Here is a 15,555-nt window from a genome sequence, read left to right on the forward strand (position 1 = left end):
AGAATAATCAAATAAAATTATTCGGCCAAATCATCAAAGACGGCTGGAGTCGTCTCTTTAATCCAACCCCCTCCCAAAACTTGGTCACCATCATAGAAAACAGCCGCCTGCCCTGGTGAAACACCATATTCCGGCTTTTCAAATACCAATTCTTTACCATCAAAACGGGCTGATACTGGCTTGGCCGCTGAACGGATTTTAACCTGCATCTCGCGATCAAAACCATCGACCAACCAATTCACTTCCTTGATCTCAGCTTTCGCCACAGCCAAAGCCTGACGCGGGCCTACAACCAGTTGTTTTTTCGCCGGATCAAGTCGAATAACGTAGAGGGGTTCTTTCTGACCGCCAATTTCCAAACCTCGTCGTTGCCCCACTGTAAAATGGATCAATCCCGAATGTTTGCCCAAAACACGGCCTTGCATATCGACGATATCACCCCCCTGCCCTGATTCTGGACATTTTTCTTCGACAATACGGGCGTAATCACCATCGGGAACGAAACAGATATCCTGACTATCGGCTTTCATCGCCACAGACAGACCTAATTCAGCGGCCATCTCTCGCACTTTCGGCTTGGGTAAACCACCTAAAGGAAAACGCAGATAATCTAGCTGCTCTTTTGTCGTCGCAAAAAGAAAATAACTTTGATCGCGCGCAGGATCTAAAGCACGATGCATTTCCACCCGATCATTATTGACCAAACGACGGACATAATGTCCCGTTGCCAAACAATCGGCACCCAATTCACGGGCAACATTTAAAAGATCAGTAAATTTTACCCCTTGATTGCAACGAATGCACGGCACAGGCGTGCGACCGGCAACATATTCGGAAACGAAATCGTCAATCACGCTTTCTTTGAAATTATTTTCATAGTCAAAAACGTAATGGGGAATACCGATTTTTTCAGCAACCGCGCGGGCATCACGAATATCCTTACCGGCGCAACAGCTTCCCTTCCGTCCGACAGCCGCCCCATGGTCATAAAGCTGGAGTGTAATACCAATAGTTTCAGCACCCGTTGCTTTCGCCAAAGCTGCAACGACCGAACTATCGACACCGCCTGACATCGCAACAACAATACGTTGTGCTGATTTTGGCTTATCAATCTGAAAATCAATGGACATAAGAATTTTGCCTATAACACTCCTGATAACAGGGCGCATATCTGTTTAAGAAGAAAAAAGCTGGTATGATGCGTTATCTGTTTTAACCGGAATATGAAAGACAAGGCATCTCTTTGATGAAAAATGATGTAAATTTTTCCGAAGAAAGCATCGAAATCTTCAAAATTTTATCTGAACGGTTAACCACAGGGCAAAAGGATAGCCCTACCGCGCAGGCCGAAAGAAAAAGACAATCTTTCGCTGACAAGCCTTCTTCTGTCACGGCGCTAATAGAATTACTGACGCAAGAGGAAGGAACACAGACAAGTTTTCTCGAAATTCTAGACGGGCATTTTAACCCTGATGCCTTAAAAACATCCCAGATATGAAAAAACTTGTCCTTTCCAAATCTTTTTACTGGAATGGCAAATAGCGCAAACTCAAGAATAATTCGCTCATATGCGTTGTCGGTGAACCGCCAGTGCCACGCCATGCCTCGCGGGTAGAATAGGCTAATTGGACACCGGCCTGAACCGTGCCATAATGGCCTTTCAAGAAACGCCACCAGCCACCAATTGTCGCTTCACTAATCCGTTTTGTGCTACCAACACAAGCCGTCGAAAGCTCGGTATTACAACCGCTGTTATTATAAAGCGGATTACCGTACCCATAATCGTGCCCATTCTCGGTGAAATAAGAACGCCCAGATTCCTGAATTCCGTAATAGCCATAAAGATCAAGCCGTGGTGTAACATGCCCCATAATACCAGCGGTTGCCTGCATACTCCATAAAGGAACAGGCCGCCCTTCGGCATCCAATGTGGCATCGGGTAACAAGGCGGCACCATAATGCCCGATCCCTTTCCCGACCAAACCAGCTAATCGCAATTCGACCTTTTTCGGGATCAATGGCAACACCATAGAACCACCACCACCGCCGGTCAGAACCGTATTATTATGCCCAACACCATCAGCCGTGGTTACCCGATCATGTGGCATATGCATAATACCGACAACTTCATAATGCCCCCAAGCCGGATCCCAAGCCAATTTACCGATAATATCGGGCGACACTTCGGCAGAATATGCCGATGGCTGGGTCAAACCGACACCATTTGAGGTAATGGTCGTTGTCGAACCATTGGGCATAACAATGCGTCCGGCATTATTGGTGAAACCGGTTGTGTCATACATGGTAGCCGGATTTTCAATAGAAATCGCGGCCCAAAAACGATGGTTAAACCAGTCTTTAGCTACACGAACTTGCCACTGTCTTGCCCATGTCTGCCCAGCTAGAATAGAGGCTTCCGCGGTTTCAGCGACACTTTCCTGACGAGGCGTAATACCGACACGGTTCGGGGTTAACAAACTCCATGCCTGACCACCCAAAACATGGAAATTATAGCGACTATCATCATATGCCAAATAGGCTTGGCGCAATCGGATAATATAACTGCTACTTTCATAGGGGTTTGTTGTTGACCCCCCAGCCCCGAAATCAGTTTCAACAAAACCTGAAATCGTCGAATGTTGGGATACCGTGCCGCGCATCAATAGCGACAATCGGGTATAGCGTGCGCTCGCTTCCGTATTCGCGGTATGATAGTCAGGATTATTTTTAAAGGGCATCGACTTCCATGAATTAAAGGTGCCGGAGGCTATATGACGGTTTGAAACCAGACCAGAGGCATCAATAAAACCACCCAAAATAAAGGTCATCGGGCCCAGATTGAAAACGCCATGGTCACCCAAAGCACCCGCCAACTGCGCACCGGCGGTTTCTCTTGGATGCGGACCCACGCCGTTATTGGCTGTCATCGAAATAATATCGCGGGCATGGCGCGCAATAATAGCTTCCGTCGGCACATCCGTGTGTTTGAATAACTCGACTGCGCCGTTATCACCCTCTCTAATCTGGGCAATATCACCCCCTACATTACTAGCAAAAGCGGCATCTGCCTTTGCCTGATCGGTGCTGGTATTGGACGATGTCGAAGGCACATTGCCTAAATTAGCCATACCATATTGGTCGCTCTGATTTTGGAAAGGATCCATCACCAGATCGAGACTTTTATTGCTATCAGCAGCATTGCTTTTATTGGGAGCCGCTGAGGAAGCAAGCGCCGTGCTATTATTCCCTAGATTTGTAGCGGCTGTCGCAGTAGAATCCGGTGCTACCGTTGTCAAAGCAGGGGTATTTTTATCAGCCGTAGCCAGATGAGTATCCGCCGGAGTCTCATTCACTTTATTGGCTGGCGGTGTTACAGCATTATTGGCCAGCATAGGCGCATTAGATGGAGCGGCTTCAGGCGTTTTTTTCTGATCTCCAGCCGAAGCCATGGTCGATTGCTGTTGTTTTTTTGCGAGTAATTGCTGTCTGACTGCCAATAAATCTTGCTGCAAAGCCGCCTGCGCCTGCTCAATATGGCGGATTTCCTGTTCAAGCGTTTCGATAGAAACGGCCTCATTCTTGGTAGCCGCCTGTCCAGTATTTTGAGCCGTGGCAGGGAATAAAGGTGCCATCATAAATCCGGCCAGCAATAGCTTCCGGCATCTTTTCGAGACCCGCTCCATACGCAAGGAAGAGGCCGTTTGGCCTTTGGCTACCGTTTGTTTTTTTCTGTTTTTCACGGTGTCACTATCGTTGGCATTGTGTTTCAAATTATGACAGCCTCATTTAAATATTATTATACCGCAGAGTGAGACACTCTATTTTTTAACTTTTATTCCCATTTTTCCCCAAAAATATACAGATATTTTTACACGGCTATTATTTTGATATGACAAAATTTATAAACAAAGAAGCCTAATGTAAGAAATTATTTCACTTCTCGCTTATTCTTGCTGCATCGGCCGCAGCAAGCAACCGTTTCTCGATTGCTTTCAACCGATTCTGATTTGTGATTTTATGGGAAAATAAATCAGAGACATAGAAAACATCGACAGCCCGTTCTCCATAAGTGGCGATATGAGCCGAACTAATCGTTAAACGGGCATTAAACAGGGCGCAACCCAGATCATGGAGCAAGGCAGGCCTGTCTTGGGCGTTGACTTCAATGACGGTAAAGCGATCAGAAGCCTGATTGTCAATAAAAACCAAAGGTTCGACATGGAACGCCTTGCCACGCCAAAAGAGGGGCGGACGGAGGGCTGCTAATTTATTGCTACTTCGAATATGGCTGGTCGCGGCATCCTCAATAGCCTGCATCATCCGGTTCAGATGCTCACCGGATTTAATCATGCCCCCTTGGCTATTTTGGACTAATAAATTATCCATCGCCATACCGTCGCGGGTCGTATGAATACGAGCATCAAGAATATTGCCGCCAGTCGCATGGATAGCCCCAGAAATCCGGTAGAAAAACCCTGGATGATCGATCGCATAGAGACTTATCATCGTGGCATCATAAGCGGGCATCTCATGCCCCCTTACCGAGATGGATTGCCCCTTACTATCCGTGTCTATTATCTGTTGCATATTGGCGGCAATGACGTCGGTTCGTTCTGAAAACCAATAGTCATCCGGCAAACGCTTTACCAAAGCATGGAATAAATCCTTATCCCAATCCAGCTTTTCACTGACATCATTCTGGCGGTTTTCAATCCGCTGCCGCCTTCCGGCACCATGTCCGGTCGGGCCCTCCAAAAGGCATTGAGAGCAAGCCTCATAGAGAGAGGTCAATAACTGGTTCTTCCAACTATTCCAGATATGGGGGCCAACAGCCGAAATATCCGCCACCGTTAAAAGATATAACAAACGCAGTCTTTCAGGACTTTTGACGGCATTTGCGAAATCAGTAATCGTTTTGGCATCCGCTAAATCACGCTGAAAAGCGGTATGAGACATCAATAAATGATTTTTGACCAGCCATGCCACCAGCTTCGTTTCAGCCGCAGTTAAGCCGAAACGCGGACATAAACGTAAGGCGATTTCCGCGCCCAAAGCAGAATGACTTCCCTCTCGGCCTTTGGCAATATCATGCAAAAACAAAGCCATATATAGCACAAGACGGGCATTCAGTTGTTTAAACAGCCGACTTCCCAAAGGATATAAATCTTCAAGCTTGTTGTTTTCTATCTGCCATAAAATATCCAATGCTCGGATGGCATGTTCATCGACTGTATAATGGTGATACATATCGAATTGCATCTGGGCGACGATCCGGCCAAAATCAGGAATAAACCGCCCTAAAACGCCGGTATTATTCATAATTTTCAAAATCGGGGCAGGATTATAAGGCAAGGTAAAAAGCGTTAAAAAAGCCGCATTACAAACAGGGTTATTCTGTAACGCCTCGTCAATCAGACGGGCATCGCGTCCGGCTTGGCGTAAAGTCAAAGGATGAATATCCAAACGATGACGATAGGCGACGGCAAAAAGGGTAATCAAAGCCGCCGGATTGTGGCGAAAGAAAAAATCATCATCAAGGACAATTTCGCCTTGAATAACGGGAAAACCATCAATCTGTTTTGAAGCCCCCGACCGCCTGCTTTTCGGCTTCAAATAATGGTTAACCTTCAAGGCATCAATGAAAAGCGCAGCCAGATTTCCGACCATCTTCGTGACCAGAAAATAGTGATGCATAAAGCGCTCGACAGCTGATTTCCCCGATTTCGAGCGATAGCCCATCTTTTCAGCCAGACTGCGCTGGACATCAAAATTCAATCTTTCTTCGGGGCGTTTAACTAAAATATGCAAATGACAGCGCACTGCCCATAGAAAATTTTCGCAGCGACGGAATCTTTTTGCCTCATGCCCCGCAATCAGATCGGCTTTTACCAAGGCGTAATCAGTCAAAATAGGCGAAGTCAGAACCGTATGACGGGCTTCTTTTTCCAAATACAAATATTTGGCGATCCAGAACAGGCTTTGCAGATCCCGCAATCCGCCCTTGCCTTCTTTCAAATGCGGTTCAACCAGATAGCGGCTGTCGCCACGGGCCAAATGCCGCTCATCCCATTCCAATAATTTGGCAGCAACAAAGTCACGCCCCGAACCCGCAACCACCTTTTGGATAAAACGGGTCGAAGCCTCTTCAAACAACGCCTTATCACCGACCAGATAGCGACTTTCTAAAAGAGCTGTTCTGATCGTGATATCTTTTTTCGCCATTTTTACCATATCGCTTAAACTGCGATGGGATTGGCTAACCCGTAAACCGACATCCCAAAGCAAGGATATCAAGGATTCAATCAATTTTTTTTGAGCTTTGCGGGGTGATCGTCGGGATAAAAAGGCGATATCCACATCGGAATGCAGTGCCATCTCACCTCTGCCATATCCGCCCACCGCTAAAATAACCAGATTATCGGTCGCTTTTTCGTCATCGCCGACCATGGCATACAAGGCCAACTGAATAATCTGATCGGTAAGATAGGCATAACTCAAAGCCGCAATTCGGCCTTGATGCGGGCGGCGGGTCAAAGCCTCGGCAATAACCTCCCGTCCTTTTAAAACGGTCTGTTTTAATACAAGGCTGACAGCACGGTATTCCGAAACCGGATCACCGGCTGCCACCTTTTTAATCGAAGCGATTTCTTCTTTTATGGCCGGATAATCAATAATCTGTGGCTGGGAAGCCAAGGATAAAAAAGATACCGGCATAAAATTTCCTCACTTATTTCAGATCGGGCGGGGTGGCCTCCTCCAACAATAAGGCAATTGCTTCATCAACCGAAAGAATAATCTGGTCGCGGCTGCCCAATTTTCTGATAGCCACTTTGCCTTCTTCGGCTTCGCGTTTACCGACCACCAAAATATTCGGCACTTTGGTCAGACTATGTTCGCGAATCTTGTAGTTGATTTTTTCGTTACGAATGTCGGAAACGACCCGCAAACCGGCAGCTTTCATCTTTTCAACAACCGATTCAGCAAAGCTGTCTGCTTCTGAAACAATGGTTGCCACAACGGCTTGAACCGGTGCCATCCACAGTGGGAAACGTCCGGCATGATGCTCGATCAAAATACCGATAAAGCGTTCAAAGGTGCCGATAATCGCACGATGAAGCATAACAGGCCGTTTGCGGCTACCATCTTCGGCGACATAGCTGGCATCCAGTCTTTCCGGCAGAACATAATCAAGCTGCAAGGTGCCGCATTGCCATGTCCGGCCAATTGCATCCGTCAAATGGAATTCGAGTTTCGGGCCATAAAAAGCGCCCTCACCCGGCAATTCTTCATAATCGGTAATACCGACCTGTTCCAAAGCCGAGCGCAGACCATTTTCAGCATTATCCCATAATTCATCATCACCGGCACGCAATTCAGGCCGCAAGGATAATTTCACAGCATAGCTGGTAAAGCCCAAATCGCGATAAATTGAATCCAACAGATTCACAAAATCTTTGGTTTCGGTAACGATTTGTTCGGCGGTGCAGAAGATATGGGCATCATCTTGGGTCAACTGACGAACCCGCATCAAACCATGTAAAGCGCCATGGGCTTCATTGCGATGACAGCAACCAAATTCCAGCATTCTTAAAGGCAGTTCGCGATAGGAACGAATACCCTGTTTAAAAATCTGGATATGAGCAGGGCAGTTCATCGGCTTCAAAGCCATCAGATTACCCTTACCCGACAATACCGGCTTATCTGGATCGGTGCTTGGGATTTCGTCAGGAACGACGAACATATTCTCGCGGAATTTGCCCCAATGTCCAGAAGCCTCCCACAAAGCCGCATCCATCAATTGCGGCGTTTTCACTTCTTTATAATTGGCATTCTTCATGCGACGACGAAGATAGGCTTCCAACTGTAACCAGATGGTATAGCCATTCGGATGCCAGAAAACCGAACCTTGGGCTTCCTGCTGTAAATGGAATAAATCCATTTCCTGACCCAAACGACGATGATCGCGTTTCTGGGCTTCTTCCAGTCTTTCGAGATGCACTTTCAGCTGCTTGGCGTTTAACCAACCGGTGCCGTAAATACGGCTCAACATGGCATTATTCTGGTCACCACGCCAATAGGCACCCGAAACACGGGTCAGCTTAAAGGCCTTTGGATCAAGTTTTCCGGTAGAAGGCAGATGAGGCCCCCGACACATATCGAACCACTCTCCGGCGCGATAGATAGTCAGCTCCTGCCCTTCCGGTAATTCTTTTGCCCATTCGGCCTTGAATTTTTCGCCCTGCGATTCCCAAAGGGAAATCAGCTTGTCCCGTTCCCAAACTTCACGCACCAATGCATTATTCTGGGCGATAATTTTCCGCATTTCGGCTTCGATCAGCGGCAAATCTTCTTCGGTGAAAGGCCGATCTTTCGGCGCAAAATCATAATAGAAGCCGTCATCTGTCACTGGACCAAAAGTAATTTGGGTTCCGGGGAATAATTTCTGGACAGCTTCTGCCAAAATATGGGCATAATCATGCCGCACCAGTTCCAGCGCCTCGGCTTCATTTTCGGCCGTAATGATTTCCAACCGGCCATCTTCCAAAAGCGGCTGAGAAAGATCTATCATCTGACCATTAAAACGGGCGGCCAAAGCCTTTTTGGCAAGGGATGTAGAAATAGAGGCGGCGATCTGGGTGGTAGTAGTGCCCTGCAGAACCTCGCGCTCCGAATTGTCAATAAGCGTGATCCTGATCTTCTCAGCCATTCTCGTCTTTCTTTTATTTCAAAGATGTTAATATCGAAGCGGCAAAACCGCTTCAGAGGCTTATGCGCGGTCTTACCCTTATGTTGCAACCTCTGATCTGCGCTAATGATACATTATATCATCAATAGCAAGCCCACAGGATTCTAGCAGTTAAGATAGACCCCTTCTAAAAAAAGCGTTAAAGATATTAGCTTTATAAATCCAGTAAGTAAGCTGGCGTTATTTCAGAACTGACAGTTTTTTAAAGTAGGCTTATTACGACGATGACAAGTGCTTTTATCAAATCGGCTCATGGGAAACAGTTATCCTATCATAAATTGGAAGGATCAGGCCCCACCATCGTCTTCCTACCGGGCTATATGTCCGATATGCACGGTTCCAAAGCCATCGCCCTCGGCGCATGGGCGGCTGAAAAGAAACGTTCCTGCCTGCGCTTTGACTATTCCGGCTGCGGCGAAAGCGAAGGCGATTTTCAAGACGGTACACTGACCGAATGGCTGGAAGACTGCCTGTCCGTCATTGACCAACTCACCGAAGGCCGTCTTATTCTGGTCGGCTCTTCTATGGGCGGCTGGCTGATGTTGTTGGCGGCACTTCGTCGCCCTGAACGGATTGCGGGATTGGTCGGCTTGGCTGCTGCGCCTGATTTCACGGAATGGGGTTTCTCTGAAAAGGAGAAGGCGATTATCGAACAACAGGGGAAATTAGTTATCCCTGTTGATGATGCCGGTAATGAAGTCTTTGTCACCCGCGCCTTTTGGGAAAGTGGTCAAAAAAATCTACTCATGACCCAAAAAATCGACATTCAATGCCCTGTCCGTCTTATCCAAGGCCAAAAGGATACAGAAGTGCCATGGCAAAATGCCTTGATGCTTTCTGAAAAACTGGCCTCTGATAATATTCGCGTCACGATGGTCAAAGATGCCGATCATAGACTGTCACGTTCTTCGGATATTCATCTGATTATCAATACTCTGTCCGAATTATTGGCCGAAATTCCCGCCTGATATTTCCCGATAAAAAGCAGGTATCATGATCCTTTCTCTTTTTGCTTTACTCGCTGCCACTGACCAGATGGCTCCACCGGCTGCCAATAGCGCACCGGTTGAAGCTGCCTCGGAAATCCCGTCGCTTTCTTTGCCCAAATCACCGGTTTTTCTGGCAACAGGCCCCCGAGAAAGCACCCCCAAACTGACCAATTCTCCCAAAGAAACCACGACATCAGCCCCTTCGGGAGCGGCAAAAAACGTAAAAAAAAACAGCCGTGATCGAAAAAAAGAAAAACAAGATAACGAGACCCTAAAGGTCATTGTGCCAAATGCCAGCTTGAAACAACGCTATGACCAATGCGTTAATATGATTGACCGCGACCCCGAACAGGCCGCCGAAATCGCTAATACATGGCGTTTAAGTGCAGGAGGTGTGCTAGCCAACCAATGTTTGGGCATGGCCTATGTCGCCCTTGGTCGGTATTCTGCGGGGGTTGATTCCTTTGAACAGGCCGCAAGGGAATCCGATCTTGAACATGATGGCCGCTCTGCCATTTTCTGGTCACAAGCGGGAAATGCCGCCTTGGCTAATCAGGACCCGGGGGCGGCGCGCAATGCTTTCGATCATGCGCTGATGTCACCGGTTATGCCGGATAAAATGCGGGGCAATACCCTATCCGACCGCGCCCGCGCAGATGTTGCGGTGGGCGACTATGCCATTGCCCGACAGGATATCGACAAAGCTCTCAAGCTTATTCCGAAAGATGCCACCGCATGGCTCATGTCAGCTACTTTGGCACGGCATCAAGGGGATTTGACCCGTGCCAAAAATGATATTACCGAGGCAGAAAAATTCGCGCCACTTGATACCCATGTTTCTTTTGAAAAAGGCCTGATTTACGCCCTTTCTGGCGATAAAGAGACAGCAAAATCAGCATGGGAAAGAACTATTCGAGCCAATCCCTCCGCCGAAATTGCTGAGGTCGCGCGCAAGGCACTTTCTGAAATAGATGATATGCCAGCCAATGCCGCAACAGAACCAAAATCGACAGCGCCCAAAGCACCCTAAAATTTTTGAGACGAAAGCGCCTTTTTCTGCCAAAATCTTAAAAATAAAAGCAATAAGCGGTGATAGGATAAAAAAACAAAGAGAATGCAGATAAGGCAGCCTTTTTCTGTATTTTTTTCTATAAAAGAGAATGGTTGCAGTCATTTTGCAAAAGCCGGTATTTTACAGGCCAAGGTAGAATCTGTTCTGAAAGGCATGAGCGATGCGTTATATTCATACGATGATCAGGGTTTCCGATCCTGATGAAACTATTCGTTTTTTCAGTTTTCTTGGACTTGAGGAAGTAGGACGGGTCAATAATAACGAAGGCCGCTTTACGCTCATCTATCTGGCTGTGCCGAATGACAATGTTCAGGTCGAATTGACGTGGAATTGGGATGAAAAAGGCTATGAAGGCGGCCGCAACTTTGGGCATCTCGCTTTTGAAGTCGATAATATCTACGACAGCTGCCAAAAACTGATTGACGGTGGTTATGTCATCAACCGTCCGCCTCGTGATGGATGGATGGCTTTTGTCAGAACGCCGGATCAAATCTCAATCGAGTTATTGCAGGCCGGTGACAAGCTGGAACCGATAGAGCCTTGGAAATCCATGCCGAATACGGGTAGCTGGTAGAAGCAGCCCTATCGTCATTTTTCCGAAAAAGGACATCTGAAATGACTATCGAAATAGTGGCGGTGCCAGCCTTTGAAACCAATTATATTTGGCTACTTCACGACAAAGTCAGCGATAAAACTGTAGTGGTTGATCCGGGACAGGCTGAACCCGTCTTGGATTTTATTCAGAAAAAAGGCTGGGAAGTAACCCAGATATGGAACACCCATTGGCATAATGACCATACCGGCGGCAATGAAGTCATCAAGGCTGAAACCGGTTGCGATGTCATCGGGCCTTCTCATGAAAGCCACCCGATACCGGCTATTGATATCAAGGTCGATGAAGGCGATGAAATCGGATTAGGTAGTCTTGTTGCCAAAGTTATGGCGATTCCAGCTCATACCCTCGGCCATGTCGCCTATTATATTCCCGATCATCATGTTCTTTTCTGCGGTGACACCCTTTTTGCAATGGGCTGCGGCCGGATTTTTGAAGGAACGGCTGAACAAATGTGGCAGGCGTTACAACGCTTTGCGGCTCTGCCTCCCGAAACAAAGGTCTATTGCGGCCATGAATATACGCAGGATAACGGCCATTTCGCGCTGACTGTTGATCCTGATAATCAGGCCTTGCAAAAACGGGTCAAAGAAGTCGATCTTCTCCGCGCTCAAGGTAAAATCACTCTGCCAACAACTATTGCTCTCGAAAAAGCCACCAATCCTTTTATGAGAGCAAAAAATCCCGAAGAATTGGCTAAACTCCGCAAGGCCAAAGATATTTTCTAAAATATCCTTTTTCCTCTTTTCGACCCAAGGAAATAGCGTGACCACAGATAAAGCGAAAAAGACAGCCCTTCTTCTGATTGAATATCAGAACGACTTTGCCAATCCCAATGGCGTTTTTTATGAAGCTGTCAAACCCGTGATGGATGCCAGCGGCATGTTGGAAAACACACAGGATCTGGTCGCAAAAGCGCGGGCTTTGGGCGTGCATATTCTTTTCTGCCCGATAACCTTCACCGCTGATTATCATGAAATGAATCCCCAGACCCATGGCATCCTGAAAGCTATCCTTGAAAAACAGGCTTTTCAGCAAGGCTCTTGGGGGGCTGAAATCATCGAACAGCTTCCGGTAAAAGAAACGGATATCGTTATCGAAGGCAAGCGAGGATTATCGGGTTTCTACAGCACGAATCTCGATTTCATCTTGCGCCAACTCAAAATTGAAACCCTTGCGGTCGCTGGATTCCTGACCAATTGCTGTGTCGAAGCAACCTTGCGGACAGGCTATGAAAAAGGCTTCGATACAGTCGCCTTGACCGATTGCACCGCCGCCACCAGTGCGGAAGAACAGCAATTTTCGGTCACTAAAAACTTCCCCATGTTCTCCCGCCCCCTGCCCTATCAGGATTTCCTAACCGAACTAACCAGCGGAAACCGGACAGACACTTCGGGAGGTGGCTATGCCGGATAAGGCAGCATCAACAAGAAAAGACAGCTTACTGGAAGCGCTTATTCCCGCGCTTTTCAATAAAGCCCTCAGCCTCAGTAAAGCCGGACGGACAGAAGAAGCCTTGGTGGTCTATGCCGATCTTGATGATCGTCTCAAGGATGCTACCGAACCCCAATGGCAACTTTATGGGGCAATGACACTTGCCAATCAGGCTAGCTGTTTTCGGATATTACAAAATCCCCAAGCTGAAATAGCGACCCATGATCGTTTGATAGAACGCTTCGGGAATTTGCCAGATACCGAACTTCAAATCTATGTCGGGAAAAGCCTCTTCGACAAGGCCGTCTTGCTCAGCAATGCCGAAAAATATCAGGATGCTATCGACAGCTATGATGCCCTCATCCAACATTTTTCGGAAAACCCCTTGCCTTTGTTACAATCGGGGGTAGCCAAGGCTTTATTTAATAAAGCCAGCTTGTTCAGCAAGATGAATGAGACAGAGAAATCTATCGCCTGTTGCGATGATTTGCTGACCCGTTTTGCCGATAACAAAGATCCGAATATCGAAAAAATTGTTGCCAATACCCTGCTCAACAAGGCGGGTTGTATTAAAAAACTAGGGCAGCATGACCGGATGATTGCTGCCTATGATTGTTTCCTGAATCGTTTTTCCGATAGCAAAGAAGACGATATACAGCTTTGCCTTGCCTTGGTGTCGATCAAGAAAGCCGAAGCCCTTAAAAATAATGACCAACTGGAAGAGGCTTTTTCAATCTATGAAAGCCTTATTCATCGCTTTGAAAAAGATGAAAGCGATGAAATGGCGTTCCAACTGGCCAAAGCCTATATCAATGCCGCCGATATTCTCTGTCGCCTGCAACGGCGGGCAGATGAAAATAATCTTTACACCGCCTTTATCACTCGTTTTCTTTCCACCAAGGAGCCCAGCCTCCAAATTGCGGTCGCCACAGCTTTAATTAAAAAGGCAACCAATCTCGTCGCCAAAGGACAGGTGAAAGAAGCGATTGATTGTTACGATCTCGTCTTAAATTCGCTGGATGACAGCGAAAATCAGGAATTAAAAAAATACCATATCTTGGCGGAAAAAGAGAAAAATAGCCTCGAAACTGTGTAACCCAATCGATAAAAGGCGCTTATCCTTGCGCCTTTTATTACCTCTCGCGATCTCAATTTTCATAAGACAAAAGGCAAATTCTCCGATCTTTCGGATAGCGTCTTTTTTCTATGGCCTTTATAGCCCTAGACTTCCTGTCTTATTTCATTTTCAAAAGCGACGGCAAAAGCAGCATGAATAGCATAATCGAACAAGCGAAAAGCCAATTTGAAAGCCTGATGGAACCCTCCACAGAGCAAGATAACGAAACCCGTTTAAAGAGCTATGACGAATGGCTGGCATCTTTTTCCAAAGAGCAGGCAAAAGATTTACAGATTTACATCGCCATGATGCTCGCCAGCAAAGCCAGTTGCTTGGCTGCCATGAATCGAATTGATGATGCGCTTACCGCCTATGATGCCTTGATAAGCCGCTTCATCGAAGCCGAAGATATCAATTTACAGATTTTCGCTGGAAAAGCGCTGTTCGACAAGGCGGTCACGCTTCGCAAAGCCAAACGGAATGAAGAAGTTCATCCCGTTTATGATGAATTAATCACCCGTTTCCGCGATAGTCAGGAAGCCGAATTACAGATTTGTGTTGCCAAGGCTTTGTTTAACAAAGCAGGCAATCTGGATGCCGTCGAAAAAGACGAAGAAGCGCTTAGCAGCTATAACGAACTTATTTCCCTGTTCTCGGGCAGCGAAACGCCCGAATTGCGGAATAATGTCGCCAAAGCGTTATTCTATAAAGCGGTTACCTTAAAAAAACTGGAACGGACAGAAGAAGAAATCGCCTGTTACGACCAGTTAATCAGCCTCTTTTCGGATGTTGATGATAAAGAAGTTCAAAACGGCATTGCCAAGGCCTTATTCAACAAAGCCGCCGCCCTTTATCACCTCAATCAGACCGATGAAGCGATTGCCGTTTATGACGCGCTTATTCAGCGTTTCATCGACACCGAAGACGATGCCACCGCTAAAATCGTCGCCAACAGCTTTTTTGAAAAAACTGGCCTGTTAAGCGAGCAAGGCCGCGTCGAAGAAGAAATTGACGGCTATAATCGCTTTCTTGCTCGTTTTTCGGATTCACAAGATCCGTCTATCCATATCATGATTGCCACGGCCTTGATCAATAAAGCGATCAGCTTGGCACAGGCAGGACAGGATGCGGAAGCGCTTGCCAGCTATGACGATCTCCTTGGCCGTTTTGGCGACAGCGAAGATCCCAATCTGCAACTTTATGTCGCGCGGGCATTATTCAGCAAAGGCAGTCATCTCGGCGATCATGGTAATCCCGAAGCCGCCCTTCCGGTTTATGACGATTTCCTGACCCGTTTTTCCAAAACAGAAAATGGCGGATTACAGATCGGGGTTGCCACAACCTATCTTAAAAAGGCTATTTATCTAATCAGCCTTGGTCGCCTTGATGAGGCCGAGGCCAGCTATAATCATCTGATTAACGATATGGATGCAGAAAAAAATGTAACGCTGCGCCAATATATCGCGATGGCACAGCAGGGCAAAAGCGAGCTTGAAAAACAGCGCGCCTAACGCCCGCTTTCACTGAAAAAAAAGAAGCTCTGTTTCGGCAGAGCTTCTTTTCTAACTATAAAAGATTATACCG

Annotated in this window: 12 protein-coding genes; 8 read left to right on the plus strand and 4 right to left on the minus strand. The window is 47.0% G+C overall.

Translation table 11 applies throughout. The annotated features are described in order from the left end of the window. Window positions 1–17: 17 nt before the first annotated feature. Window positions 18–1,130, minus strand: a complete 1,113-nt coding sequence (gene mnmA / locus ZMOB_RS02695) for a tRNA 2-thiouridine(34) synthase MnmA (protein ID WP_011240647.1) — start codon at window positions 1,128–1,130, stop codon at window positions 18–20. A 116-nt stretch (window positions 1,131–1,246) separates the two neighbouring features. On the opposite strand from mnmA, the gene ZMOB_RS02700 reads away from it, so the two are divergent. Next, on the plus strand, window positions 1,247–1,498 hold the full coding sequence (locus ZMOB_RS02700) for a hypothetical protein (RefSeq protein WP_011240646.1): 252 nt from the start codon (window positions 1,247–1,249) through the stop codon (window positions 1,496–1,498). Between the two features lie 25 nt (window positions 1,499–1,523). Here ZMOB_RS02700 and ZMOB_RS02705 read toward each other — a convergent pair whose 3' ends face one another. From ZMOB_RS02705 to thrS, 3 genes are all read right to left on the minus strand, one after another. Continuing rightward, window positions 1,524–3,770: a RodZ family helix-turn-helix domain-containing protein gene (locus ZMOB_RS02705; protein ID WP_014500564.1), complete on the minus strand. Its 2,247-nt coding sequence runs from the start codon at window positions 3,768–3,770 to the stop codon at window positions 1,524–1,526. 163 nt (window positions 3,771–3,933) lie between these two features. Then, window positions 3,934–6,714: a [protein-PII] uridylyltransferase gene (locus tag ZMOB_RS02710; RefSeq protein WP_014500565.1), complete on the minus strand. Its 2,781-nt coding sequence runs from the start codon at window positions 6,712–6,714 to the stop codon at window positions 3,934–3,936. Between the two features lie 13 nt (window positions 6,715–6,727). Continuing rightward, a complete protein-coding gene (gene thrS, locus ZMOB_RS02715) occupies window positions 6,728–8,707 on the minus strand; it encodes a threonine--tRNA ligase (protein WP_014500566.1) in 1,980 nt (659 codons plus the stop codon). Window positions 8,708–8,970: 263 nt separating this feature from the next. On the opposite strand from thrS, the gene ZMOB_RS02720 reads away from it, so the two are divergent. The 7 genes from ZMOB_RS02720 to ZMOB_RS02750 all read left to right on the plus strand — a co-directional run bounded on the left by ZMOB_RS02720 (window position 8,971) and on the right by ZMOB_RS02750 (window position 15,482). After that, window positions 8,971–9,714: an alpha/beta fold hydrolase gene (locus tag ZMOB_RS02720; RefSeq protein ID WP_012817163.1), complete on the plus strand. Its 744-nt coding sequence runs from the start codon at window positions 8,971–8,973 to the stop codon at window positions 9,712–9,714. Between the two features lie 25 nt (window positions 9,715–9,739). Beyond that, the gene (locus ZMOB_RS02725; protein ID WP_014500567.1) at window positions 9,740–10,765 is read left to right on the plus strand and encodes a tetratricopeptide repeat protein; all 1,026 of its coding nucleotides are present in this window, start codon (window positions 9,740–9,742) and stop codon (window positions 10,763–10,765) included. Between the two features lie 202 nt (window positions 10,766–10,967). Next, a complete protein-coding gene (locus tag ZMOB_RS02730; protein ID WP_011240640.1) occupies window positions 10,968–11,381 on the plus strand; it encodes a VOC family protein in 414 nt (137 codons plus the stop codon). Between the two features lie 41 nt (window positions 11,382–11,422). Next, window positions 11,423–12,148 carry a hydroxyacylglutathione hydrolase gene (gene gloB, locus ZMOB_RS02735; RefSeq protein ID WP_011240639.1) on the plus strand — a complete coding sequence of 242 codons (726 nt, stop codon included), beginning with the start codon at window positions 11,423–11,425 and terminating at the stop codon, window positions 12,146–12,148. A 37-nt stretch (window positions 12,149–12,185) separates the two neighbouring features. Beyond that, complete coding sequence (locus ZMOB_RS02740; protein WP_011240638.1) at window positions 12,186–12,836, plus strand: cysteine hydrolase family protein; 651 nt, start codon at window positions 12,186–12,188, stop codon at window positions 12,834–12,836. Then, window positions 12,826–13,950: a tetratricopeptide repeat protein gene (locus ZMOB_RS02745; RefSeq protein WP_014500568.1), complete on the plus strand. Its 1,125-nt coding sequence runs from the start codon at window positions 12,826–12,828 to the stop codon at window positions 13,948–13,950. The genes ZMOB_RS02740 and ZMOB_RS02745 overlap by 11 nt, the downstream gene beginning before the upstream one ends. Before the next feature lie 173 nt (window positions 13,951–14,123). Beyond that, the gene (locus ZMOB_RS02750) at window positions 14,124–15,482 is read left to right on the plus strand and encodes a tetratricopeptide repeat protein (RefSeq protein WP_252507304.1); all 1,359 of its coding nucleotides are present in this window, start codon (window positions 14,124–14,126) and stop codon (window positions 15,480–15,482) included. Window positions 15,483–15,555: the final 73 nt, after the last annotated feature.

The sequence above is a fragment of the Zymomonas mobilis subsp. mobilis ATCC 10988 genome (assembly GCF_000175255.2).
GTDB lineage: Bacteria > Pseudomonadota > Alphaproteobacteria > Sphingomonadales > Sphingomonadaceae > Zymomonas > Zymomonas mobilis.

Excerpts from the sequence above, each read along its gene's own strand:
- mnmA (WP_011240647.1), bottom strand. The coding sequence starts at position 1,130 with ATGTCCATTGATTTTCAGATTGATAAGCCAAAATCAGCACAACGTATT.
- ZMOB_RS02700 (WP_011240646.1), top strand. The coding sequence starts at position 1,247 with ATGAAAAATGATGTAAATTTTTCCGAAGAAAGCATCGAAATCTTCAAA.
- ZMOB_RS02710 (WP_014500565.1), bottom strand. The coding sequence starts at position 6,714 with ATGCCGGTATCTTTTTTATCCTTGGCTTCCCAGCCACAGATTATTGAT.
- thrS (WP_014500566.1), bottom strand. The coding sequence starts at position 8,707 with ATGGCTGAGAAGATCAGGATCACGCTTATTGACAATTCGGAGCGCGAG.
- ZMOB_RS02720 (WP_012817163.1), top strand. The coding sequence starts at position 8,971 with ATGACAAGTGCTTTTATCAAATCGGCTCATGGGAAACAGTTATCCTAT.
- ZMOB_RS02725 (WP_014500567.1), top strand. The coding sequence starts at position 9,740 with ATGATCCTTTCTCTTTTTGCTTTACTCGCTGCCACTGACCAGATGGCT.
- ZMOB_RS02730 (WP_011240640.1), top strand. The coding sequence starts at position 10,968 with ATGCGTTATATTCATACGATGATCAGGGTTTCCGATCCTGATGAAACT.
- gloB (WP_011240639.1), top strand. The coding sequence starts at position 11,423 with ATGACTATCGAAATAGTGGCGGTGCCAGCCTTTGAAACCAATTATATT.
- ZMOB_RS02745 (WP_014500568.1), top strand. The coding sequence starts at position 12,826 with ATGCCGGATAAGGCAGCATCAACAAGAAAAGACAGCTTACTGGAAGCG.
- ZMOB_RS02750 (WP_252507304.1), top strand. The coding sequence starts at position 14,124 with ATGAATAGCATAATCGAACAAGCGAAAAGCCAATTTGAAAGCCTGATG.